General features: G+C 61.5%; 16 protein-coding genes and 2 tRNA genes. 11 read left to right on the plus strand and 7 right to left on the minus strand.

Annotated features, from left to right (window positions below):
* Window positions 1-381 precede the first annotated feature (381 nt).
* From dnaA to IAU68_RS00020, 4 genes are all read left to right on the plus strand, one after another.
* The gene (gene dnaA, locus IAU68_RS00005; RefSeq protein ID WP_171193056.1) at window positions 382-1947 is read left to right on the plus strand and encodes a chromosomal replication initiator protein DnaA; all 1566 of its coding nucleotides are present in this window, start codon (window positions 382-384) and stop codon (window positions 1945-1947) included.
* Between the two features lie 665 nt (window positions 1948-2612).
* Window positions 2613-3812, plus strand: coding sequence for a DNA polymerase III subunit beta (gene dnaN / locus IAU68_RS00010; protein ID WP_171193057.1), 1200 nt, complete (start codon window positions 2613-2615; stop codon window positions 3810-3812).
* Window positions 3813-3821: 9 nt separating this feature from the next.
* On the plus strand, window positions 3822-5003 hold the full coding sequence (gene recF, locus IAU68_RS00015; protein ID WP_171193058.1) for a DNA replication/repair protein RecF: 1182 nt from the start codon (window positions 3822-3824) through the stop codon (window positions 5001-5003).
* A complete protein-coding gene (locus IAU68_RS00020) occupies window positions 4987-5586 on the plus strand; it encodes a DciA family protein (protein WP_171193059.1) in 600 nt (199 codons plus the stop codon). The genes recF and IAU68_RS00020 overlap by 17 nt, the downstream gene beginning before the upstream one ends.
* Window positions 5587-5940: 354 nt before the next feature.
* Here IAU68_RS00020 and IAU68_RS00025 read toward each other — a convergent pair whose 3' ends face one another.
* Window positions 5941-7122, minus strand: a complete 1182-nt coding sequence (locus tag IAU68_RS00025; protein WP_171193060.1) for an IS1249 family transposase — start codon at window positions 7120-7122, stop codon at window positions 5941-5943.
* Window positions 7123-7356: 234 nt separating this feature from the next.
* On the opposite strand from IAU68_RS00025, the gene IAU68_RS00030 reads away from it, so the two are divergent.
* Both IAU68_RS00030 and gyrB read left to right on the plus strand, forming a co-directional pair.
* The gene (locus tag IAU68_RS00030; RefSeq protein WP_171193061.1) at window positions 7357-7941 is read left to right on the plus strand and encodes a hypothetical protein; all 585 of its coding nucleotides are present in this window, start codon (window positions 7357-7359) and stop codon (window positions 7939-7941) included.
* A 122-nt stretch (window positions 7942-8063) separates the two neighbouring features.
* Entirely contained in the window at window positions 8064-10181 is a 2118-nt protein-coding gene (gene gyrB, locus IAU68_RS00035) for a DNA topoisomerase (ATP-hydrolyzing) subunit B (protein ID WP_171193062.1), read from the plus strand.
* 104 nt (window positions 10182-10285) lie between these two features.
* Here the strand turns inward: gyrB and IAU68_RS00040 are convergent, their stop codons facing one another.
* The 5 genes from IAU68_RS00040 to IAU68_RS00060 form a co-directional block, all read right to left on the minus strand.
* Window positions 10286-10720, minus strand: a complete 435-nt coding sequence (locus IAU68_RS00040) for a DUF6918 family protein (protein WP_171193063.1) — start codon at window positions 10718-10720, stop codon at window positions 10286-10288.
* Between the two features lie 170 nt (window positions 10721-10890).
* Entirely contained in the window at window positions 10891-11313 is a 423-nt protein-coding gene (locus tag IAU68_RS00045; RefSeq protein ID WP_171193064.1) for a hypothetical protein, read from the minus strand.
* Window positions 11314-11323: 10 nt separating this feature from the next.
* Complete coding sequence (locus IAU68_RS00050) at window positions 11324-13177, minus strand: YPDG domain-containing protein (RefSeq protein WP_171193065.1); 1854 nt, start codon at window positions 13175-13177, stop codon at window positions 11324-11326.
* A 207-nt stretch (window positions 13178-13384) separates the two neighbouring features.
* Window positions 13385-13648, minus strand: a complete 264-nt coding sequence (locus IAU68_RS00055) for a TetR family transcriptional regulator (protein ID WP_171193066.1) — start codon at window positions 13646-13648, stop codon at window positions 13385-13387.
* Window positions 13645-13857: a CopG family transcriptional regulator gene (locus IAU68_RS00060; RefSeq protein WP_171193067.1), complete on the minus strand. Its 213-nt coding sequence runs from the start codon at window positions 13855-13857 to the stop codon at window positions 13645-13647. The genes IAU68_RS00055 and IAU68_RS00060 overlap by 4 nt, the downstream gene beginning before the upstream one ends.
* 61 nt (window positions 13858-13918) lie before the next feature.
* On the opposite strand from IAU68_RS00060, the gene gyrA reads away from it, so the two are divergent.
* Together gyrA and IAU68_RS00070 are read left to right on the plus strand one after the other, a co-directional pair.
* A complete protein-coding gene (gyrA, locus tag IAU68_RS00065) occupies window positions 13919-16477 on the plus strand; it encodes a DNA gyrase subunit A (RefSeq protein ID WP_171193068.1) in 2559 nt (852 codons plus the stop codon).
* Between the two features lie 3 nt (window positions 16478-16480).
* Window positions 16481-16825 carry a DUF3566 domain-containing protein gene (locus IAU68_RS00070; protein WP_171193069.1) on the plus strand — a complete coding sequence of 115 codons (345 nt, stop codon included), beginning with the start codon at window positions 16481-16483 and terminating at the stop codon, window positions 16823-16825.
* A gap of 66 nt (window positions 16826-16891) precedes the next feature.
* Here IAU68_RS00070 and IAU68_RS00075 read toward each other — a convergent pair whose 3' ends face one another.
* A complete protein-coding gene (locus IAU68_RS00075; protein WP_171193070.1) occupies window positions 16892-18037 on the minus strand; it encodes a hypothetical protein in 1146 nt (381 codons plus the stop codon).
* A gap of 859 nt (window positions 18038-18896) precedes the next feature.
* Here IAU68_RS00075 and IAU68_RS00080 point away from each other — a divergent pair.
* The 3 genes from IAU68_RS00080 (at window position 18897) to IAU68_RS00090 (ending at window position 23903) form a co-directional block, all read left to right on the plus strand.
* Window positions 18897-18970, plus strand: a tRNA-Ile gene (locus IAU68_RS00080).
* Between the two features lie 16 nt (window positions 18971-18986).
* Window positions 18987-19059: transfer RNA gene (locus IAU68_RS00085), tRNA-Ala, on the plus strand.
* A gap of 467 nt (window positions 19060-19526) precedes the next feature.
* On the plus strand, window positions 19527-23903 hold the full coding sequence (locus IAU68_RS00090) for a hypothetical protein (protein WP_171193071.1): 4377 nt from the start codon (window positions 19527-19529) through the stop codon (window positions 23901-23903).
* Window positions 23904-23972 lie beyond the last annotated feature (69 nt).

Consider the following 23972-nt stretch of genomic DNA (forward strand, 5'->3'; position numbering starts at 1 on the left):
GGACAGATGTTCGACGCAGCGAGTTGTCCACAGCTTCGCGAATGACAAAACGTTAGACAGCCCGAGGTCGCTGCGGGTAACAATAAACCGACAACACAATTACACAGGCTAAGCATGCACAGCCCTGTGGATAACTGTGAAGTAATGGTTGAGGGTTTTGTAATTTCAGCATTGAAAGTGCAGGCCAGGGACACCATTCTAACTTCACACAGTTATCCACAGGCGGGTTGCTACTTGTGGATAACTACCCAGTGCGGAGCTATCCACACCTGTGGATAACATTGTGGACCGGCAGGTGAGAGCCAGCCCGGACATCCTCAACACTTGTGGATCAGGTGTTGATTTTGGAATTACAGGTTTCTGACAGAACTGGAGCGGACGTTGGCTGACCAACACCTCGAAGACCTCTGGCGCGGCATCGTCGACGAGCTGCTCCGCCTCTCCGAGCAAGCATCCTCGTCCGTCCCCACACTCACCCCACAGCAGCGAGCCTACCTGCGGCTCATGAAGCCCGTAGTGCTTGTCGACGGCTACGCGCTCCTGTCCGCACCCCACCAAGCCGCCAAAAACGTGGTGGAGGAGTCCCTCGCGCCGCACATCACCGCGCTGTTGTCCTCACACACCGGCCAGCCCTACAACCTTGCGGTTTCCGTCTCCGCGCCGGAACCGGAACCAGAACCGGCCCCGGAGCCGCCACAGCAGCAGGCGCCGTCCTGGGCGCCGACCCAATCGGTGGCGGGGGAGTACGACGTGGACCGGCCCGCCGCCGGCGAGCAGATTCCCATGGGCCTCGACGAGCTCGCGCGGATGCATGCCGCGCAGGTGGAGGGGCGCCGCAGAGAAACAAGCGCCCACCCGACCGTGGATCGCAGGATCCCGCGCGAAAAGCCTGCCCACGACCCGGACCGCGAAGCCAGCCTGAACCCGAAGTACACGTTTGAAAACTTCGTCATCGGCTCGTCGAACCGCTTCGCCAACGGCGCCGCCGTGGCCGTGGCCGAAAACCCGGCCCGCGCCTACAACCCGCTGTTCATCTGGGGCGGATCCGGCCTGGGCAAAACACACTTGCTGCACGCCGCCGGCAACTACGCGCGCGTACTGCAGCCGGGGCTGCGCATTAAATATGTCTCGTCAGAGGAATTCACCAACGACTACATCAACTCCGTGCGTGACGACCGCCAGGAATCCTTCAAGCGGCGCTACCGCAACCTAGACATCTTGATGGTCGACGACATCCAGTTCCTCGAGGGCAAGGAAGGCACCCAGGAGGAGTTCTTCCACACCTTTAACGCGCTGCACCAGGCGAACAAGCAGATCATCCTGTCGTCCGACCGGCCGCCGAAGCAGCTGACCACGCTGGAGGACCGGTTGCGGACCCGCTTCGAGGGCGGTCTGATCACCGACGTGCAGCCGCCGGACCTGGAAACTCGCATCGCCATTTTGATGAAGAAGGCCGCCGCCGACGGCACCCAGGTGGATCACGCGGTGCTGGAACTCATCGCGTCGCAATTCGAGTCGTCGATTCGCGAGCTCGAAGGCGCGCTGATCCGCGTGTCGGCGTACTCGTCGCTGATCAACGAGCCGATCACGATGGAGGTCGCCCAGGTTGCACTGCGCGACATTCTTCCCGACGAAGGCGACGTGAACATCAACGCCGCCACCATCAAAGAAGCGGCCGCGGAGTACTTCGAGGTTTCCCCCGACCAACTCGTTGGCGCAGGTAAGACGCGTCAGGTGGCGCACGCCCGCCAGATCGCGATGTACCTGTGCCGCGAACTGACCGAGTTGTCGCTGCCGAAGATCGGCGACGAGTTCGGCGGCAAGGACCACACGACCGTCATGTACGCCGACCGGAAGATCCGCAAGGAGATGACCGAAAACCGCGGCACCTACGACGAGATCCAGGAACTGACGCAGATAGTGAAGAACAGGGCCCGCGCGCGGTAGTTCTTCTGCGGTGAGGGGAGTCCACCTGTTGGGCGGGCTCCCTTTTGTGCCCTGTTCGCCCCCGCGGTGAAAAAGTTCCCCGGCCGGGGAACTTTCTTCGATTTCAAATGCCAAATCGTCCTAAACCCCCAGGACGGCCTCCACCAACCTCAAAATAGTTCCCGAAAACCGCCGCAACCTGGGAACTTTTCCGCCGTACGACCTATCCACAGCTCTATCCACACCTGTGTAATTACGCCCGTGTAATTCGGAGATATCCATCACAAAACGCGTGTGACCGGCTGGGGAGCATGGTGTGAGCAAAGCGTGGATAGCTCGGGACAGAATGTGTAATTTGAAGAACCGCAAAAATCTATCCACAGACACCCCGAGTTATCCACAAGTTATCCACACCCCGAATCACAACAATGATCCGCGCGATGACCGGCACCAATGGGCCGTGATCCACAGATTCCCCAGGACTTACTGTTGTTCCCCTTCTTTTACTTGTAATTCTTCAAAGAGAAACGGAGGGTGTGCAGAACTCGCCGCCGACGCCTGACCCCGCAATGGCGCGTGTCGGGGTGCCCGCCTAGAGTGGTTTCGTAATTACACGCTTCGGCGCGCAGTTTTCGTGCGCCCGCGAAGTCCTGGCCCCTACCCACGTGCAAGGAGTCCGAGCCGCCATGGTCGACATCAACGGTGACAACAACGTGTCGTTCCGCGTTGAACGCGACGATCTCTCGGATGCTGCTGCCTGGGTGGCGCGTAGCTTGCCGACGAAGAACACCCAGCCGGTCCTCCGCGCCGTGGTGATCACCGCGGACGACAACGGTTTGGAATTCGCGGGCTTCGACTACGAAGTCTCCACGCGTGTGCGCATCGGCGCCGAGGTTGCTAACCCTGGCCGCGTCGCCGTGGCCGGCAAGCTGCTTGCGGACATCGTGGCGAACATGCCGAACAAGCCGGTCGAGGTGACTACTGATGGTCAGAAGATGGTGTTGCAGGGGGCGTCGGCACGCTTCGAGCTGCCGCTGATGTCGCTCGACGACTACCCGCAGCTGCCGAGCCTGCCGGAGGTCACCGGCAGCATCTCGCCGGCAGCGCTGACGGGCGCAGTCACCCAGGTCGCTGCCGCCGCCGGCCGCGACGACACCCTGCCAATGCTCACCGGCATCCACGTGGAGATCGACGGCAAGGACGTGAAACTCACCGCGACAGATCGCTTCCGTCTCGCGCAGCGCCACCTGCAGTGGGATCCGGCCAGCCCGAACGTCAACGCTGATCTGCTGATCCCGGCGAAGACGCTGCTGGACAACGCGCGCACGCTGGACACCAGCATCGACGAGCCGGTGGAGATCGCCGTCGGCGCCGAGGACAACATTGGCGGCGAGGGCCTGTTCGGTCTGCACATGGGCAACCGCGAGACCACCACTCGCATGCTGGACGCGGACTTCCCGAACGTCGCGCCGCTGTTGCCGAAGGCCCACACCTCCATCGCATCCGTCGAGGTTGCCCCGCTGATGGAGTCGATTCGTCGCGTGAGCCTGGTCGCGGACCGCAACGCGCAGCTGCGCCTGCACTTCAAGGACGGCGAGCTCACCCTGTTTTCCTCCGGCGCGGATTCCGGCGCGGCCGAGGAAACGATCCCGGCTGCGTTCACGGGTGCCGATGAACTCCTCATCGCCTTCAACGCCGGCTACCTACGCGAGGGCCTGTCGGTGATTGGCACCAACCGCGTGGTCTTCGGATTCACCGAGCCGTCGCGCCCGGCGATCATGATCCCGGAGCCGGACGAGCTGCCGGAGGCCGATGAGTCCGGTTCCTTCCCGACGCCGGACACACACTTCACGTACCTGCTCATGCCGGTTCGCCTGCCGGGCTAATCGCAAAGCATGCACGTCCGCGAGCTCGATCTGCGCGATTTCCGCTCGTGGCCTGAGCTAAACCTCAAGCTCGAGCCCGGCGTCACCGTCGTCGCAGGCCGCAACGGCCACGGCAAGACGAACATCGTGGAGGCCGTGCACTACACCTCCACGCTGTCGAGCCACCGCGTAGCTACCGACGCCCCGCTCGTCGCTGCGGGCAAGCCGAACGCGCGCGTGTCGGTGACCACGGTCAACGAGGGCCGGGAGCTGACCACCCACCTGCTGATTAAGCCGCAAGGCGCGAACCAGGCACAGATCAACCGCACAAAGTTGAAATCCGCCCGCGAGATCTTGGGCGTGCTGCGCACCGTGATGTTCTCGCCGGAGGATTTACGCCTGATCAACGGTGAGCCGGCCGAGCGCCGCCGCTTCCTCGACGACCTCGCCGCCCTGCGTACGCCGCGTCTCGGTGGCGCCCGCGCGGATTACGAGCGCGTGCTGCGGCAACGAAACGCCCTGCTCAAACACTCCAACATGGCGCTGCGCCGCGGCTACTCCGACGACGACGGCGCCACCGCGTTGAGCACCCTCGACGTCTGGGACGGTCAGCTCGCTCACTTCGGCGCCCAGGTGGTCGCGGGCAGGCTTTCGCTTATCGACGACCTCTCGCCCCACACCACCAGCGCCTACCACTCCGTCGCGCCTGAGTCCCGCCCCGCGGCCGTGGCCTATAGCTCCACGCTGGACAAGGCGGTCAGGGAGCTGGCTGGGGGCCCAAGCAGGGACCCGGCGGTGTTCGAGGCCGCCATGCTCACCGAACTCGGCCGGCGCCGCAAGGACGAGATCGACCGGGGTGTCACACTCGTCGGCCCGCACCGCGACGACTTCTCGCTCATGCTCGGCGACAACCCGGCGAAGGGGTACGCCTCTCACGGCGAGACCTGGTCGTACGCGCTGGCGCTGCACTTGGCCGAGTACCAGCTGCTCACCAGCGACGGCTCCGACCCGGTGCTCATCCTCGACGACGTCTTCGCCGAACTGGACGCCAAGCGCCGCGAGCGCCTCGTGCATGTTGCCGAGGGGGCCGAGCAGGTGCTCATCACCGCGGCCGTCGGCGACGACCTGCCCGGCAACCTCGACGACGCCGTCACCGCGCGCTACACCGTGACCATGGAGGACGGGGTGAGCTCCATTGAGCGATCTGATTAGCGCCACCTTCGACAACCTCCGCGCCACCGCCCGCAAACGCGGCGGCCGCCTGCCGGACCTCAGCCGCCAAGGCACGAGTGTGATTCCGCGGCGCAACAGGCCCTCGCTTACCGACGACCCCCGCCCCGACATCACCGTTCCTGGTCTCGACCTGCCGGAGGGGGGTCGTCGCAAAGCGGATGTGCGCGGGATCCCGACTGGGCTGGACGGGAGGGCGTTGCCGAGGAGTTACAAGGTGTCGTCGTTAAGCAACCTGCTCGGCACGGAGATCCGCAAGCGCGATTGGACCGAAAAGATGGCGCACGGCTGGGTCATGGGGCACTGGGATGAACTGGTGGGGGAGAAGATTGCGCAGCACACGACCGTGGAGATGATCAAGGGCGGGGAAGTGCACGTCAGTTGTGATTCCACGGCGTGGGCGACGCAGATGAAGTACATGCAGCGCGAGGTGCTGCGCGCGATTGCGGACAAAGTCGGGCCGGACGTGGTGACCAAACTGCACATCTACGGACCGAAGACGAAAAGTTGGCGCTACGGGCCACTGCACGTCAAGGGCCGCGGGCCGCGGGATACGTACGGGTAGGGCTTGCGCAGGAAACGACCTTCGCTTAATCTCGTTTGCGTAAGCCCCGCAGATTGAGCCGGTTCCGGCGAAGGTTCTGTTTTTCAGGACGCTCGGGGCATTTGAAGTTTCCAGGGGGTGGAGATGCAGTTTAGTGATTTGGATTTGGGGCTTATCGCTTCCCCGCCGAGAATGCAGACGTTTCGTGAATACGCCGTAACTCCGGGACGAAACGGGCAGAAAGCTCCCGTTGATTTGCTCCCTGATTCTGAAATGCATCTGGATCTTCCGGAGCGGGTAACTCGAGCAGCGAGCCGTCTATATTTTTGGGGGTTAAGGGTCAAAATGTGTGTCTGGTGTCGGCGTGTCGCGGGGTTAGATGTGGCCTTTTTGGATGCCGATTGAGTGTGTGTAGTTGGTGTCGATAGCGTTGTCGTAGAGGGCTGGTCGTCCGGTTTCGTGGTCGGCTTGGTTCTCGTTGTGGGGCAGGGTGGATACTTTGGCGAGTTGGTCCTGGCCCCAGTTGGACCGCCTGGCGATCTCAACTGGATCGTCAGGCAGTTCTGTTTTGAGGTAGAGCCACCACTCCAGCATCCGGCGCTGGTGCTCCCCGGATCTGCCGCGGTGGGTGCGGGCCAGCAGTTTCAATTGGGCGTTGATGCCGCCTTCTAAGCTGTTGGTGGTGGATTTGATCCGGCTGCTATCGAGCACACCGTCGGGTGGGTCGAGGTAGACAAATAACAGCTGGTTGCGCCATAGGTGGTTGAGGCTGTTGTAGGCCTTGCGGGTGCGTTCATGGGTCCATGACCAGGTGCGTTGTTTCGTCAGTGGGTCTGTGATCCACGTTTTCTGGTTCATCCAGTCGCGGTAGATAGTGCCGTATTCGTGCAGCTGTGCACCCCACGCGGCCGCCTCGTCAAGATCGGTGATTTTCGTGAGGTTGAGCGCGAGTTGGTAGATCGCTCGTCCCGCGTCGGTGCGTGGGCGTGAGGTGGTGTAGCGGCGTACCACGCGTTGGGCGTGGACGAGGCAGCGCTGGATTTTGGTGCCCGGCCAGCATGTCTTGATCGCGCTGGCGGCGCCTTGGCCGCCGTCGATGACGGCGATCAGGGGTGCGGGGATACGTTCAAGGAGGAGTTGGTAGTCGCGGGTGGTTTCGTGGGTGCACCAGTGCCAGGCGATGACGTGATCTAAGGTGGCAGCAACAATCAAGCATCCGCTTGCGGTGTAGGTGCCGTCAAGGAAGACCTGGTCGTAGACCCGGCCCTCGTGTCCGATCGTGGGATCAGGCACATCGACAAGCCAGCACCACGAAAACTGCCGTTTCATGGTGGAGCGGCTGATTCCGGCGTCTCCTGCGATCTGCCTCAGGGCGGTGGTCGATGTGCAGTGCTCGATGAATTGTCGAAACACCGCTGCGTGGGTGATGTCGCTGCGGGTTTTGGTGGCTGATGCACCGCAGGTTTTGCATCGCCACCGAGTGGTGCCCTTGGACGTGGTTCCGTTGCGTTTCATCTGTCCGCCGCACACTTGGCAGCGGGGTCGGTTCTTCGGCATTGATCAAGCCAACACCGGCTCCTACCACACGCTGCTGTCACACCTCGGTATTTCGCAGTCCTGGGGCGGATATAAGCCCCAGGAGCATATATTTTCCGGATTTCGCCTGATCATCCCAAACAAATCGACGAATCCGGACACACATTTTGACCCTTAACCCATTTTTGGGATTCGCAGATTGCGGGGTCATTGTGGCCTGCGGTTGCTCTGGTTGAGGTTCTTGTCCGCAATGCAATGAACGACGAACTGTGCGATTACTTCGACGTAAGACACGAAGATGGATGGCACACACTCGTCAGAAACGGTGAAGAATCTATCTCATCCGCTGAGGAAGGCAATCGGCTCAAGGAAAAGTACATACTCCTGACGAACAAGGACTATCTAGCGTTCGAACTCAAGCTGAATGAGATAGGGCGGAAAGCACGAAGTTCTCCTATTTCAGGAGATTTCTTTGTTGGCAAGGTTTCTTTGGGAATGTGGTTGAGCCTGTTGAATAACGGGGACTCGGGTCCAGGACGGGGACACCTAAATTACGAACAGACGTTGTGGAACCCATGCCTAATTGATGCCTTTCCAAATTACGACGGTAAACGATCCCAGTTGAGAGACGAACTGAATCGGTTCGCAAAGCTTCGTAACCGCATAGCACATCACGAGCATCTTCTCGGTCGCCGCAATCTAATGAAGGACGCGGAAAACATAATTCGAATAGCGGGTTACATCGACGAACAGGTTGCAGGCATTATCGATGACAACAACCGCTTTCGTTCTGCGATGGGCCAACAGCGAGATTTCCTTAACGGGTTGACCATCCTTTGAGAGCCGTCACGGCCGAAATCCGCGCGTGAAACGCCCTCTCGCGGGTCGGACAGGTGCCCGTTATATCCCCCTCGGCGTGTAAGATGAGACAGGTTCAACGGGCCTAGAGCCCCTATTCACGCATGGAGGAGCGTCCCGCAGTGGCTGAACAGCAACCCCATTACGACGCGTCGTCGATTACCATCCTCGAAGGTCTCGAGGCGGTGCGTAAGCGCCCGGGCATGTACATCGGTTCGACCGGTGTGCGCGGCCTGCACCACCTGGTGTGGGAGGTCGTGGACAACTCGGTCGACGAAGCGATGGCCGGCTACGCCGACCGCGTCGATGTCACGTTGCTTGCCGACGGCGGCGTTGAGGTCGTCGATAACGGCCGCGGTATCCCGGTGGAGATGCACCCGTCCGGCGCCCCGACGGTACAGGTCGTGATGACGCAGCTGCACGCCGGCGGCAAGTTCAACTCCGACTCGTATGCCGTCTCCGGCGGTCTGCACGGTGTCGGTATTTCCGTGGTCAACGCGCTGTCCACCCGTGTCGAGGCGGACATCAAGCGCGACGGCAAGCACTGGTACCAGAAGTTCGCGATGGCCATCCCGGAGGAACTGGAGGAGGGCGGTAACGCCCGCGGCACCGGCACCACGATCCGGTTCTGGCCGGACCCGGAAATCTTCGAGACCGTCGACTTCAACTACGACACCATCGCGCGCCGCCTGCAGGAGATGGCCTTCCTGAACAAGGGCCTGACCATCACCCTGAAGGACGAGCGCGTTTCCGACGAGGAGCTCGAGCTCGAAGCCATCGCCGAGGAGGGCGACACCGCCGCGGCGATCGAGGGCAACTCCTTCGACGACACCACCGAGACCGTCGACGCCTCCGAGGTGGACCAGGACGGCGACGGCAACCCGGCCGAGGTCGGCGACGAGGTCGCCCCGGACGTAAAGAAGAAGCGGGAAAAGAAGGTCACCTTCTACTACCCGGACGGCCTGATCGACTACGTCAAGTACTTGAACAAGTCCAAGACCGCGATCCACCCGACGATCATCGGTTTCGACCAGAAGGGCGACGGCCTCGAGGCTGAGGTGGCGATGCAGTGGAACGGCTCGTTCAAGGAGTCCGTCCACACCTTCGCCAACACGATCAACACCCACGAGGGCGGTACGCACGAGGAGGGCTTCCGCGCGGCGCTAACCTCGCTGATGAACCGCTACGCGCGCGACCACAAACTGCTCAAGGACAAGGAGCCGAACCTTACTGGCGACGACTGCCGAGAGGGCCTCGCCGCCGTCGTGTCCGTGCGCGTGTCCGATCCGCAGTTCGAGGGCCAGACCAAGACGAAGCTGGGCAACACCGAGGTCAAGGGCTTCGTCCAGCGCGCGATCAACGAGAACCTGTCCGACTGGTTCGACGCCAACCCGGCCGAGGCGAAGGTCATCGTGAACAAGGCGGTGTCTTCCTCCCAGGCCCGCCAGGCCGCCCGCAAGGCCCGCGACCTGGTGCGCCGCAAGTCCGCCACGGATCTCGGCGGCCTGCCGGGCAAACTTGCGGACTGCCGCTCCAAGGACCCGATCAAGTCCGAACTGTTCATCGTGGAGGGCGACTCCGCAGGCGGCTCCGCCAAGGGCGGTCGCGACTCCATGTACCAGGCGATTCTTCCGCTGCGCGGCAAGATCCTGAACGTGGAGAAGGCCCGCATGGACCGCGTGCTCAAAAATGCCGAGGTCCAGGCCATCATCACCGCGCTGGGCACGGGCATCAACGAAGAGTTCGATATCTCGAAGCTGCGCTACCACAAGATCGTGCTCATGGCCGACGCTGACGTCGACGGCCAGCACATCGCGACGCTGCTGCTGACGCTGTTGTTCCGCTTTATGCCGGAGCTGGTGGAAAACGGCCACGTGTACCTGGCTAACCCGCCGCTGTACAAGCTGAAGTGGGGCAAGGGCGAGCCGGGTTATGCATTTTCCGACCGCGAGCGCGACGCGCTGCTGGCGGAGGGCCTGGAGGCCGGTCGCAAAATCAACACCGACGACGGCATCCAGCGCTACAAGGGTCTCGGCGAGATGAACGCCAAGGAGCTGTGGGAAACCACGCTCGACCCGGACACGCGCATCCTGCGCAAGGTGGAGCTTGAAGACGCCCAGCGTGCCGACGAGCTGTTCTCCATCCTCATGGGCGACGACGTGGCAGCCCGCCGCTCGTTTATCACCCGCCGCGCGAAGGACGTGCGCTTCCTGGACGTGTAGTTCGCGCCCTCCTTTGTGCAAAAGTTGACAAATAACGCGGGCCCGGCAACCCCCACCTGGGGAAATGCCGGGCCCGTGTCAACTCTTGCAATCCGGGGTCGTCGTTAAGCGTGACGCTCCGCGATGTTACCCAACTCTGGCAGCGCCGGGCCGACGATCTTGGCGGCCTTGCCTCGCAGCGTGGAGTAGACCTTCTTCACCGGACCGGGCATGGAGTCGACGGCGCTGTCACCGGCGTCGAGCATCGACTTGACCACCTCGTCCTCGCGCGCGGAGAGGAACTGGCCGAAGTTCTGTTCGTCGCTGGCGTTGAAGGCGTTCCAATATGGATTCAGCTCGTCGACGATCTGTGGGAGGAACTTGTTCACGCCCTTGGAAATCGCGTCGGCGTCGGCCTTCTTGCCGGCCGCGACGGCGGATTTCAGGGCCATGCCGGTGAGGCCGGACTGGTTGGCGACGGTGTCGTCGATAAGTTTGGAGATCTCCTCGACGACCTTGGGGCGGTTCGCGGAATCAAGCAGGTTTGAAAGATCAGTCATGGGTGCGATCTTACTTGCCACTGGAACAGCAAAACGGCCGCGTCGCTTATCGACGACCGGCCGTTTTCGGTTGCAGCCCTTCCACCGCAGTTCGGGCTTAAGTCACATTAGCCACACAAGTCACTGCAACCACAACGGTTCACAACCGTAACACAGGGTCGCAGGCGGTGCTACAACTGGGCTTGGAAGTCCTGAATAGCCTGGTTGACCTGCGCCTTAATCTCCTCAGCGGGGAAGATGCGGTTGCCCTCGGACGAGCCCGGAACGTGCTGCAGATTGAACTGCTCCGCGTACTTATCCACGGCCTCGCGCACCGGCGGCACGAAGTCGACGATCGCCTGGATGGCCACCGCCGTAGCGACGAACGCAATGGTCAGGCTAATCGGTGCCGACCCCGTGTACGAGCCCTCGAACAGGCGCTTGTCCGGGGAGCCCTCGACAGAGTCCAGGTTGTCGTAGTTCGGCTTCGACGAACCGCTCGAGCCCAGCGCCGTGGAGAGCTGGGTGATAGCCGGCTCAGCGTGGGCGGGCAGGGCAGTGGTGGCAGCGACGGCGACGGCGATGGCCGTGGCGGCAGTGGCGGTCTTCTTCATGGGGGATATGTTAGGCGGTGGGTAACGGCAAGTCCGGCCAGAGTCCCATCTTCTCTAACTGCGGCTTGGCGGCGAACGCTAGGCCGCCAAGCGCGGCAAGGACACCGAGCACGATGGCAATAATGCCGCCGGTGCTGGAGCCCTCGGCCGAACCTGACTCGTCTTCGGTCACATCGATCGGTTCGAACACGTCCGGGGTGGGTTCCTCGGTGGTCTCGGTCTGCGGTTCGGGCGCAGTCTGCTCAGTGGGTTCGGGCGACGGTTCTGGGGTCGGGGTGGGGGTGGGTTTTTCGATGTCCACATAAGCCCATACCTCGTGATAGGACCCGTCTTTAAATATGACCCAAAGTTTTGCTCCTGCTGATCCACGCCTCGCGTCCTCCGTGGCAGCGATTGTCACAGCACCGGTCTTTTCATCCACCGACACTGAACTTCCGTGGCCGAATGTTTCGTTGACGGTCACCGCTGCACCCTCCGGCAGATTATCCGGGCGGATGGTAACGGTCTCACCAGGATTAATCGTCTGGGTCGGGTACGTGACGTGTGTCGTGCTCGCCTCTGGCACTTCCGGTTCTGTCAGGATAAATTTTGCGTCGGTGGACTTTCTGGAACCGTCTGGGAAGTGGGCGAGGATCGGCAAAATCAAGGTGGTACCCGGCTTTGTGCGATCCGGTGTTTGTATCGTGATCTCTCCGGTTTCGCGGTTGACATCCACATCCGTGCCCTCCGGCGCTTCACCGGAAACTTCAAACCATGTTCCCTCTGGGACCTCCGTATATGGGTTCGACCTAAACGGCCCTGGCGTCGGAGCACTGACGTCGGCGTACTCAACGATTGCCTTTTCGGCCTGCCACCGACCTGGCTCGTCAATGAAGAACTCGGCGGAACCAACGCCTACCCGGCCATCCGGGCCCTCCACCTCAACCGGCACCTCGAATCGTCGATAGCCCTTGATCGGGCGCTTCGGTCTGACCGTCACTGTGCCGTCGTCCGGATCTACGGAGACATCACCGAAGTAGCGGAGATTGGGGACGAGGTCATCGCGGAGCTTGAACTTCGAACCTGCGGCAAACTCGCCGGCGTATTCTGCATACCCGGGCTCATCGCCTGCCATGTTTGCGACTTCCCATTCGGGCTTGAACCGGTTTTCAATGAGGAAGTCGTAATATTCCTCGACTGTCAGGTTTGCCAGTTCTGGGCGCTTGCCATCTTCGAACGTCGAGACCAGGACAGGCACACCAAACGTTTGCGCTGAACCGTCGGCGAACGTTGCGGTAACTGCGACCATGGAGGATGAGCTGGTTGGCAGCTCATCGAGCTGCTTGACCGAAAGCGTGCCATCGTCGGAGATAGTTGCATCGAAGTGCTCGGGAGACACGACGCCGAAGGTCGTACCCGCTGGAACATCACCGAAAGGTTTGACCTCGTCTACATAGTCAACGGCACCAAGCGCCAAGGGGTAATCCAGATCCGAATCCCGTGCCATGGTGCCGAGCGATTCAACCACCGTCACGTCGAGGTCGTAATCCAGCTCGCGCACACCATCGGTAGTTGTGATATTGAACCGGATCGATTCCCCAGGGATCACATCATCGGAAACGGTGATGGTGGCGACGCCGGTGACGGGGTTCGTCGTCAAGCGGTAGCCCAGGTAGTCCTCCTCGCCGGAGAATCGCATGGTGCTTGAGAACGAGCCCTCGGGCTTCACTTCGACGGTGTCGCCAGGGACGACGCGCGCGGTGGGCCAGTGGAGGTTGGCCTCTTGGGTTGTGCGGGTTTCGGCGAGCGATTGGGGGACGGTGACTCCGCCGGTGAACACCGCTGCGGCGGTGGCGATGGCGACGACGGCACGGCTGAACTTCATGTGAGGCCTCCGGGAAAACAATTGGTAGCACCTGGATTATATATTTTTCAGACGGTCAAGCTCAGGTTCTGAATGCGACGGCGCTGCCGGATGTTGTGACAGATCGTGCGTCGGCGGAAGCGGCGACCTGGGGAAAGTGACAAATGTTGCGCCGGGTGGAGGTGCGATCTGTCACAGAAATACTGGAAGAGGCGCCACCGAGGGGACCTACCCCGCCCACCTCCGATACACCTCCCCGGCGACCTCAGCGAACCCGGCGTTGGAGTCAGACAGCGGCTCCAACGCAACGATGGCGGAGGACAGGGCAGTGGCGGCAGCGGAAACCGAATCAAATACCGGCACCCCGTGCAAACGCGCGCCGGGGACGGCGGCGCAGGCGGTGAGAAACCCGAAAGAGCGGAGGTGGCAGCCGTGGAAGGAGCAGTATTCGTCGGCAATGGCTAGCAACTGCTCGGCGGAGAGGCCCCTCACGATCGGGCCTGCCGGATGCGCGACTCCATCCCGGCATAGGTGGGGATGAGGGAGCGGGCGAGGTCGGTGACGGTGGCGTCGTCAAGCAAACGCGACGCGGCGGAGACGACCGCTCTCCTGGCGGCCTCCTGCTTCGAGCACCCCCAGGCCGAAGCCAGTAAAACGAGTGCCTTGTCCTCGTCGTCGGTAAGTCGGAGAGTCATCGCCATACCACTTTGATACCACGCGGCTAGCGTGAAAAGGCGCAGAGGCCCGGTAAACTGCGCAACTATGGCTGATGAGACCTCGAGCGGCATCGACCGCATTCAACCAATCGACATTAACGAGGAGATGCAGACCAGCTACATCGATTACGCGATGAGCGTGATCGTGGGTCGTGCGCTCCCGGACGTGCGGGACGGCATGAAGCCGGTGCACCGCCGCATTATTTACGCGATGTACGACAACGGCTATCGCCCGGAGCGCTCCTATGTGAAGAGCGCGAAGCCGGTGGCGGACACCATGGGTAACTACCACCCACACGGCGACATCGCGATCTACGACACCTTGGTGCGCATGGCGCAGCCGTGGGCGATGCGCTACCCGCTGGTGGACGGCCAGGGCAACTTCGGCTCGCCGGGTAACGACGGCCCGGCGGCGATGCGTTACACGGAGTGCAAGATGACTCCGCTGGCGATGGAGATGGTGCGCGACATCCGCGAAAACGCCGTCGACTTCGCGCCGAACTACGACGGCAAGACGCAGGAGCCGACGGTACTGCCGTCGCGTGTGCCGAACCTGCTGATGAACGGCTCGAACGGTATTGCCGTCGGTATGGCCACGAACATCCCGCCGCACAATTTGAACGAGCTGGCGGACGCGATCCAGTGGATCCTGGACAACCACGACGCGGACGAGCAGAGCACGCTCGACGCGGTGATGGAGCGCGTGAAGGGCCCGGACTTCCCGACGGCCGGCCTCATCGTGGGCGACCAGGGCATTAAGGACGCCTACACCACGGGCCGTGGTTCGATCCGGATGCGCGGTGTGACGGAGATTGAGGAGATCGGCAACCGCCAGGTCATCACGATCACCGAGCTGCCGTACCAGGTCAACCCGGACAACTTCATCCACAACATTGCGGAGCAGGTCACCAACGGCAAGATGGTGGGCATCTCCAAGATTGAGGACGAATCCTCCGACCGTGTGGGCATGCGCATCGTGGTCACGCTGAAGCGCGACGCGGTGCCGCGCGTGGTGCTGAACAACCTGTACAAGCACTCGGCGCTGGAGACGAACTTCTCGGCGAACATGCTGTCCATCGTCGACGGTGTGCCGCGCACGCTGCGCCTCGACCAGATGCTGCGTTACTACGTCAAGCACCAGATCGAAGTCATTGTCCGACGCACCCAGTACCGCCTGGACGAGGCCGAGAAGCGCGCCCACATCCTGCGCGGCCTGGTCAAGGCGCTGGACATGCTCGACGAGGTCATCGCGCTGATCCGCCGCTCGCCGACTGTCGACGACGCCCGCCAGGGCCTGATCAACCTGCTGGACGTCGACGAGATCCAGGCCAACGAGATCCTCGCGATGCAGCTGCGCCGCCTGGCAGCCCTGGAGCGCCAGAAGATTATCGACGACCTCGCCGCCATCGAAGAGCAGATCGCCGACTACAAGGACATCCTGGCCAAGCCTGAGCGTCAGCGCCAGATCATCGGCGAAGAACTCGGCGAGATCGTGGACAAGTACGGCGACGAGCGCCGCACCCAAATCGTGGCCGCAACCGGCGACGTGACCGAGGAGGACCTGATCGCCCGCGAGAACGTTGTGGTCACGATCACCTCCACCGGCTACGCCAAGCGCACCAAGGTCGACGCGTACAAGTCGCAGAAGCGCGGCGGCAAGGGCGTGCGCGGAGCCGAGTTGAAGCAGGACGACGTGGTGAAGAACTTCTTCATCTGCTCCACGCATGACTGGATCCTGTTCTTCACCAACTTCGGCCGCGTCTACCGCCTGAAGGCCTATGAGCTGCCGGAGGCGGGCCGCACCGCCCGCGGCCAGCACGTGGCCAACCTGCTGGAGTTCCAGCCGGAGGAGAAGATCGCTCAGGTCATCCAAATCCAAACCTACGAAGATGCGCCGTACCTGGTGCTGGCCACCCGCGACGGCCGCGTGAAGAAGTCGCGCCTGACCGACTACGAGTCCGCGCGTTCCTCCGGTCTGATCGCCATCAACCTCAACGAAGGCGACGCCCTGATCGGCGCATCCCTGGTCGGCGACGACGACGATCTGCTGCTGGTTTCCGAGCAGGGCCAGGCGATCCGCTTCTCCGCCGACGACGAACAGCTGCGCCCGATGGGCCGCGCGACCGCCGGCGTGAAGGGCATGCGCTTCCGTGGCGACGACCAACTGCTCGCCATGACCGTCGTCCAAGACGGCGAGTTCCTGCTCGTGGCCACCTCCGGCGGCTACGGCAAGCGCACGGCGATCGAGGAGTACAACCCGCAGGGCCGCGGCGGCATGGGTGTGATGACCTTCAAGTACACCCCGAAGCGCGGCAAGCTGATCGGCGCGCTGGCGGTTGGCGAGGAGGACCAGATCTTCGCCATCACCTCCGCCGGCGGCGTGATCCGCACCGAGGTTGACCAGATCCGCCCGTCGTCGCGCGCGACCATGGGTGTGCGTCTGGTGGACCTGAACGACGGCGTGGAACTTTTGGCCATCGACCGCAACGTCGAGGACGAGGGCGAAGAGGAAGCCACCGCTGTGGCGACCGGCCAGAAGACGCTCGAGGAGGCGCAGGATGTGACCAGCTCGGCGTCGTCGGTAAGCGATGAGGGCGAGGAGTAACCCGTGGCCGCCCGCAAAGTGACGATCCGGAGTGTGAGCGCCGGGTCCGTCTTCAAGGTGGCGACGCTGCTCGCGCTGCTCGGGTTCATCGCCTGGATGGCCGCCTCCGCGCTGGTGTATTACGCACTGGAGCGCGCCGGGGTGGTTGAGTCGGTGAACTCGCTGATCGGCGGCGTGGGTGGTGACCAGGTGGTGGACATGAAACTCGCCATGTCCGCCGCGGGCCTGCTCGGGCTGGTCGGCGTGGTGTTCATGTCCATCATGGCGCCGCTGACCGCGATTTTGTACAACGCCGTCGCGGATCTTGTCGGCGGCATCCGCTACACCATGTCCAATCGGGCACGGTAGCGCTTAACGACGAACGCGCCCCGGAGGATGATCCTCCGGGGCGCGTTTCGTTGTGGGCGCTTCGGCCTAGAGGGCCAGGCCCGGGATCGTGAGACCCTGCATGTTCGCCAGCACAAAGCCAATGCCGGCGATTGCAGCCACTGCGACGATCGGCGCGACGATGGCCGCGACGTTGACGTCGGCCTCAGCCTTCGGTGCCGGCTTCGGCTCCTGCGGTGTCTCGGTCTTCGGCGCTTCCTGCACCTTCGGCGCCTCGCCAGCCTCCTCGACCGGCTTCTTCTCGGTCCAGGTGATGGTGGTCGGCTGCGCCTGCTTGGTGGCGGTCTCACCGTTCACGCCGATGCGCGAGGTGTTGAGCACCAGCGAGTCCCAGTCGGCCGGGATGGTCTCCACGCCCTCGGCGGTCTGCACCTCGTAGGGTTCCTCCGAGTAGTTGAAGGTGGTGAACCGGTAGAGGAAGTTCATCACCGAGCGGTACTCGCCATTGACCGGCTGCGCCTCGCCGACGTTGCGGACTGCCTCGTGGGCGCCGTTGTGGCGCAGACCCAGGGTGTGGCCCAGCTCGTGGAGCACAGCGTTGCGGAGCTTGTCCTGGGTGTTGACAAAGCGGTGGTTGGCCACGAAGAAGGAGTTGTCGTTAACCAGCGACGCGCCGGTGGCCAGGTTGTTCTCGTCGATCTGGTCGCCGATAACGCCGATGCGGAACACGCTCTGGCGCGGGCCGAGGAAGTCGTTGATGTTGTTCAGCAGCTGGAACGCCGGGGTGGTGCCGTCGAAGTAGTACTGCGAGTACTCGACGGTCTCGCCGCCGCGTGCCTCGTAGCCCGGGATGTTGTTGAAGGTCTCGCCGGCGTCGATGTGCATGGCGATGCCGTGGTCGTCGAAAAGATCCACGATGTCCTGGATCTTCTCCGACTCCAGGCCGTAATCCTCCTCGTCGGACTTCATCCAGTTGAGCTGGAGGAAGATGTCCGGGCGCTGCGGGTCGGCGCCGTAAGCCGGCAGGTTGAGGAAGGTGCCGTCGCTGAGCACGACGCCGTTTTCTTCCCACTCGTCGGGCAGGCCGTCGTTATCCGTGTCGACGAGCGCACCCTGTTCAACCGGTGCGCCAGCGCTCACTCCGGCCTCGAAAGCGTGTGCCGGGGTAACGCCGCCGAGTGCAACGGTGGCGGCCAGTGCTGCTGCGATTCCGTTCCGAAGTGCTGCGCGCATTGTCTTGTGCTCCTTGTGTGTGCGGTGTTCGTGCGGCGATCACCGCGTTGGCTTTGATGGTGACGAGTTTATGCACTCGGTATACGTCCGTAAACCTGTCGGTTTTCAGCGCCGTTTCACGCCAGATTGTTCAACGTTTATTCCGGATTGTTCAACGTTTCGACCGCGATTTAGGTGCAGATTGTTCATCAATCCCCCTCCGTTTTCTGTGCTCCGGGTCCGGTTGTTGAACGATACCCGGGGCTCGAAACCCGGATAGTTGAACAATCCGCTATGCATGCATACTATGCATTCCTCGGCATGAAGATAGGAATATATCTACGAAAGGGGCTCTCACCTGGGCACTTTCCGTTTGCTGACAATAAAAACCCGCATAAAACCGTGTTAATTCCCGTCGCCGAGGCGCATTTTCCGAGCTCGCCCCGGATTGTTCACCACTTTGCCCTCAGTGACTACCCCCGCAAATTACCCCCGGTAGTTGCGTGGTGGCGGAGCTTGGGTTTTGTTGCCGGTCTTTCAGCGCCGCGAACCGCCTCCGCAGTGCTTCCGCAGTGCTTCCGCAGCCGCTTCCGCGGCCGCTTCCACGACCGCGTCTGCAGCCGAATCGTCTAGCTCGCCTGTAGTCCAACCAGACGATTCGCTCTCTATCGAAAATGTGCGCCAACACCAACAGGAGAAACGCAAAGCGCCACGCCGCATCGTCTAGCTCGGTCGAACGTCTAACTAGACGATCGGCTTGCGGCACAACTGGCCACACAATCGCCACACAACCGCCACACAACCGCCGCGCCCAAAACCCGGCGCAGCCTGGCGATTTGGTGGTGCCCATGTGGCTCTGTAATATTCCTATTCGTTCCAAGGGCCTATAGCTCAGTCGGTTAGAGCGCATCGCTGATAACGATGAGGTCGCAAGTTCGATTCTTGCTAGGCCCACAGCCCGCAAGGGCGCGGGGCATTAGCTCAGTTGGTAGAGCACCTGCTTTGCAAGCAGGATGTCAGGAGTTCGATTCTCCTATGCTCCACAAGGAACATAAAGGCCAGATCCTTCCCAGGGTCTGGCCTTTAGCATTTACGCGATCACTGCAGTTGGGTCGGATGCCTATCTATTTAGGTGCATTGCTTCACGACGACACTCTGCCCCCACCCCTCCAAGCTTGATCTGGGCTGAGAACGCGCTGAAGTGCCAGCGGGGAATCACGGTTTCGAGGCGACCAGGCACCCAGAAACCTGTTTGTTGAACAATCGCTCGGGTTGTGGTGAAGATCACCTTGCGGTTTTCTTATTTAGTGCTGACTAAAGGTGGAGGTCAGCGACGCGAGTTTTAGGGTTTTCAAAGGTTATTAGGTGTTTTGGTTGGCTGTGAGGTGTTTTGGACTGTCCTCCAAGGCGATCTTGCGATTAAATGTGTAGTTATCAGTTTGGAGATCCGTGTTCAGGTGATCTCAAGGCTGCTTCGAATATCTCCTCCGACTTGTAAGGAATGAAGCCGTTGAAGAACGCAAACTTGAAGAAGCGCGTCCTGGCCACCATGGTTTCCGCCACGGTGGCTTTTGGTGGTGTAGCAGTGGCTGCGCCGACCGCGGACGCTGACGTACAGGTAACCAGCGAGTACAAGGCTCTGCCGAGCGACGCTACCCAGGCTGCACTGCAGTACAACAAGACCCAGAAGCTGGATCGCAGGATGGATCTGCTCCCGACCCAGTATGGGCCGGGTTGGTGCATCGACGCCGCTCTGCCGGCGCCGGAGGATTACACCAACTACCAGGTGCGCCAGCTCAGCGGCGTTTCCGGCCTTTACGGCTTTAACCTTGTCAGCGGTGGCGACTACTCGATTAACCCGGACATCGAGAAGGCAGCCATCAACCTGACCAAGTTGATGTTGGACGACTACTACGCCGGTCGTACCGAGGCAGCAAAGAAGAAGGCCCTCGCGATGCAGGCACTGGTTTCCAACAACCAGCAGATCCTGGACCAGATGCGTGGCTACATCCTGGGCGAAGTCAAGCCTGAACCGGGCTTTTACGGTTTCGGTTGGGCCACCAAACCGCCGGCTCTTTCGATCCAGGAATTCTCCACCTGGACCGGCTTTGACATCCGTGGCACGGCGTCGAAGACTGTGGGTCAGTCGGATTACTACCTGGCGAAGGACTCCACGAAGTTCAGCAAGCTCAATGTGAATCCGGGCGAGTACCTCACCGTTCTGGTTCCGGACGACTACAACGTCTACCAGGACGTGCGCAGGGAGCCGACGAAACAGCGCATCCTGATCATCGCGCAGCCGGGTCTGGACAATTACAAGCCGGATGTTGTCCGTGACACGGTCACCGAGACCGTTCAGCCTTCGGAGCAGTCCACGGTCACCAAGACCGTCGAGGGCACCACCTCCACGGAGACCATCACGGTTCGTCCGGGTGCTTCCACCGTCACCGAGACTGTCCGCCCGACCGTCACCAAGACGGAGCACTACCAGGAGGTTGTCGAGGAGCTCGTCACTGAGACGCCTGAGAACGTTACGGTTACCTCCACTCAGCGTCCGGACGTCGTCACCGCAACCGCGAAGACCACACTGCCGCGCGAAACCGAAACCACGACGGTTACCGCTCCGCAGAAGACCGTCACCATTGAGAAGAGCGAACCGAAGGTTGTTACCGAGTACACCACGGTTCAGTCGACTGACACTGTCGATGGCGCAACCGAGACTGTCTACGTCACCGAGCCGGCCGCGACCGCTGTCGAGACCGTTCGTCAGACCGCTGCTCCGCGCACGGAAACCCGCACGGTGACTGCGACCCCGGAGACCAAGGTTGTCGAGACCACGGTCACCAACAAGAACGTCCAGACGGTTGAGCGCACTTCCGTCACTGAGCGCTACATCCGCAACTTCACCTACGCGTTTGCCTTCTCTGAGACCAACAAGTCGCAGACCATCGACGTCGAGGGTCTGGGCGACTGGTCGCTCGAGGTCATCGACGACTCCAACGGTCTCGTTGATATCAAGAAGGTTGAGAAGGACGGCAAGTACGTCATCGAGATCGTCCCGAAGCGCGAGGGCAAGGGCACTGTCCGTTTCGTGATCGTTGACTCTGACGGCAACCGTCACGAGTACACCGTCAACGTTGTCAACCAGAAGACTGAGGACGTCAAGGTCAACGACGTCACCGTCAACAACCACTACTTCAACGTTGGCGTCTCCAACCTCGACCAGACCATCACCGTTCCGGCTGGCTGGGACTACGAGGTTGAGGGCCCAGGCAGCCTGGAGAAGGTCGAAGGCTCCTCCACCCAGTACAAGCTCAAGGTCGTTGACGGCCTGAAGCAGGGTGAGATCAAGGTCAAGGTCTTCGAGACCGTTGACGGCAAGGCAACTGGCGCCGAGAACAACTACATCTACCTGATCGACACCACTGCTACCGGTGACTCGCAGACCCGCATCATCGGCAATCTCAACTCCTTCACGCTCGACGCTCCCAACGTTGAGAAGAAGCCGGAGATCGTCGAAGGCGCGGACAAGATCGAAAAGATCGAGAAGCGCGGCAACTTCTGGGTTGTCGTTCCGAAGGAGGGCGCAACCGGCGATGTTGTGATCAAGGCTGAGGACAAGGACGGCAAGACCTACACCTACACCCTGAAGATCCAGCACGGCACCAACGTCTCTGTGGACAACGAGACGTACCAGATTAACGAAGGTGACTCTGTCGAGGTCCGCCACGACGACGGTTACACCAAGGAGATCATCTCCAAAACCGGCGAGTGGGACGGGACTGACGGGTGGAAGATCACGAACAAGACGAACGGCACGCTCGTCTTCAACGTCTACAAGGACACCGACAACGGTCGCGTGCTTGTGGGCACCTACACCATCGTCGCAAAGCCGGTAGAGGCAACCGAGTACCCGACCGCAAAGGTCACTCAGGACGTCCTCGACCGAAACACGATCAAGCTCACCCGCGGCACCGAGCAGAATGAATTCGTGATCAAGGAAGGCGAGGACCTCTTCGATTACGAGAAGGATGAGGACGGCAACTGGATTGTGTTGCCGAAGCCGGGTACCGACGGCACGATCGTCATCGCTGAGACGTTCCAGGGCACCGAGCTCGTCGAGTACACCATCAACGTCACCCCGGGTGAGGTTGATGAGAAGGTCATGAATGTCATTTCTGGCGCTACGGTCGGTCTCTCCGGCAAGGATCTGAAGGTCGTCGAGGGCGAAGACCTGCTTAAGAATGGCCTGAACGGTGGCAAGCTCGAGTTCGTCGAGGGTGCGCAGGGCCGTGTGGTCATCGAGTCCCGGAACTCCCGTGGCCTGGTGTTCGAACGCCGGATCTTCAACGTCACCCCGTCTGGTGTACGTGAAGAGCGCTTCGAGCTGACCCCAAAGTCCGAGTCTTCGATCACCATGAACGAGTCGGAGTTCACCTTCGACGAGAAGGGCGACGACGTCATCGACGTGAAGCGTGAGGGCGACACCCTGCTGATCACGCCGAAGGAAGGCAAGACCGGTACCGAGACCGTTGAGATCAAGGATCAGAACGGCACGGTTATCGAGCGCTACATCTACACGGTCGTGCCGGGCAAGAACGACGGCCAGACCGCTAGCTCGGACGACTACAAGCTGAGCGTCGACGGCCGCTTCACCATCACCCGTATCAACGATAACCCGATCAAGATCGTTGAAGGCGAGGAGTGGGTTAAGTGGACCGAAGATGACGGCAAGTGGGTGCTGGTCCCGAAGGGTCCGGACTCCATCGGTAAGACCATCAAGGTGATCGAGACCCGTGGCGACGTTGTTGTGAAGCGCTACAACATCGAGGTCCTCCCGGAGACCAAACCGCTGAACTTCGAAGAAATCCGCACTGTTCTGTACAAGGACATCAAGGACGATATCGAGTACGGCGAGAAGTACGAGTACAAGGTCGTCCGTGGTCACGATGTTGTTACGGTTGAGCCGACGGAGTCGGGCAAGCTGCAGATTTCCGCGCAGCCGGGTAAGCGTGGTCAGGCCACCATTGAAATCCGCGACCCGGAGGGCAACCTCGTTCGCGTTGTCGAAGCGGTTGTTCCGGATTCTGAGCAGGGTGTGATCCCGGAGCCGAAACCGTCGATCAAACGCGTACCGAACACGGACAACAAGTTCAGGGTTGACTTCGAGGGTGGCGCCAACAACGTCGAGATCAGGGTCTGCGACGCCGACGGCTCCTGCACGATCGTGCCGCGCGACAAGATCGTCGACAAGGGCGACCACCTCGAGGTGGAAGCAGGCGTTGTCCCCGGTGGCCGGATTGTGGTCGTGCCGATCAAGAACGGCATCCTCGACGAGAAAAAATACGTCGACATCGAATTCAATCGCGTGGTTGATAACTCGGCTACGACCAACAGCGGCTCCTCCGAGCTCGACGGCAAGTGCATCGCCTCCCTGGTGGGCCTCTCCGCGCCGCTGCTGCTCGCGATCCCGCTGGGCATCCTGTCCCAGGTCCAGATCCCGGGCTTGGAGGGTCTGTCCGCTCAGGTGAACAACGCTATCCGCGAGACCAACGACCGCATCCAGCGTGGTCTGGGCATCTACGACAACGACCGCGCACAGCGTGCAGCGAGCCTGCAGGGTGCGTTCAACGTTGCGAACCCGGAGATGCTGCAGCTCGCCGGTGGCTCACTGGCTGCGATCACCATCGGCCTGTTCCTGGTTGACGGTGTGCTGCGTGCCTGCGGCAAGGAGGAGATGACTTCCTCCTACAAGCTCGGCGAGGCAACCGGTCAGGACTGGCTGATGTACGGCTCCTCCGGCAAGCCGGCTGAGGATGCTGCTGCCAACGCATCCGAGTCCTCCTCGGGCTCCTCCGCAGAGGGAAGCTCGAATGCTGAGAAGTAAATCGCTCTAGCGCCTTAAAAGCCCGAAGCCACCACGGCTTCGGGCTTTTGACGTTCTTCGAGGTTTTGT

The sequence above is a fragment of the Corynebacterium lujinxingii genome, assembly GCF_014490555.1.
Taxonomy (GTDB): Bacteria; Actinomycetota; Actinomycetes; order Mycobacteriales; family Mycobacteriaceae; genus Corynebacterium; species Corynebacterium lujinxingii.

Coding starts and splice junctions, on each gene's coding strand:
- IAU68_RS00075 (WP_171193070.1), bottom strand. CDS start 18,037: ATGCGCGCAGCACTTCGGAACGGAATCGCAGCAGCACTGGCCGCCACC.
- IAU68_RS00040 (WP_171193063.1), bottom strand. CDS start 10,720: ATGACTGATCTTTCAAACCTGCTTGATTCCGCGAACCGCCCCAAGGTC.
- recF (WP_171193058.1), top strand. CDS start 3,822: ATGCACGTCCGCGAGCTCGATCTGCGCGATTTCCGCTCGTGGCCTGAG.
- IAU68_RS00060 (WP_171193067.1), bottom strand. CDS start 13,857: ATGGCGATGACTCTCCGACTTACCGACGACGAGGACAAGGCACTCGTT.
- dnaN (WP_171193057.1), top strand. CDS start 2,613: ATGGTCGACATCAACGGTGACAACAACGTGTCGTTCCGCGTTGAACGC.
- IAU68_RS00050 (WP_171193065.1), bottom strand. CDS start 13,177: ATGAAGTTCAGCCGTGCCGTCGTCGCCATCGCCACCGCCGCAGCGGTG.
- IAU68_RS00045 (WP_171193064.1), bottom strand. CDS start 11,313: ATGAAGAAGACCGCCACTGCCGCCACGGCCATCGCCGTCGCCGTCGCT.
- gyrB (WP_171193062.1), top strand. CDS start 8,064: ATGGAGGAGCGTCCCGCAGTGGCTGAACAGCAACCCCATTACGACGCG.
- gyrA (WP_171193068.1), top strand. CDS start 13,919: ATGGCTGATGAGACCTCGAGCGGCATCGACCGCATTCAACCAATCGAC.
- IAU68_RS00025 (WP_171193060.1), bottom strand. CDS start 7,122: ATGCCGAAGAACCGACCCCGCTGCCAAGTGTGCGGCGGACAGATGAAA.
- IAU68_RS00030 (WP_171193061.1), top strand. CDS start 7,357: ATGAACGACGAACTGTGCGATTACTTCGACGTAAGACACGAAGATGGA.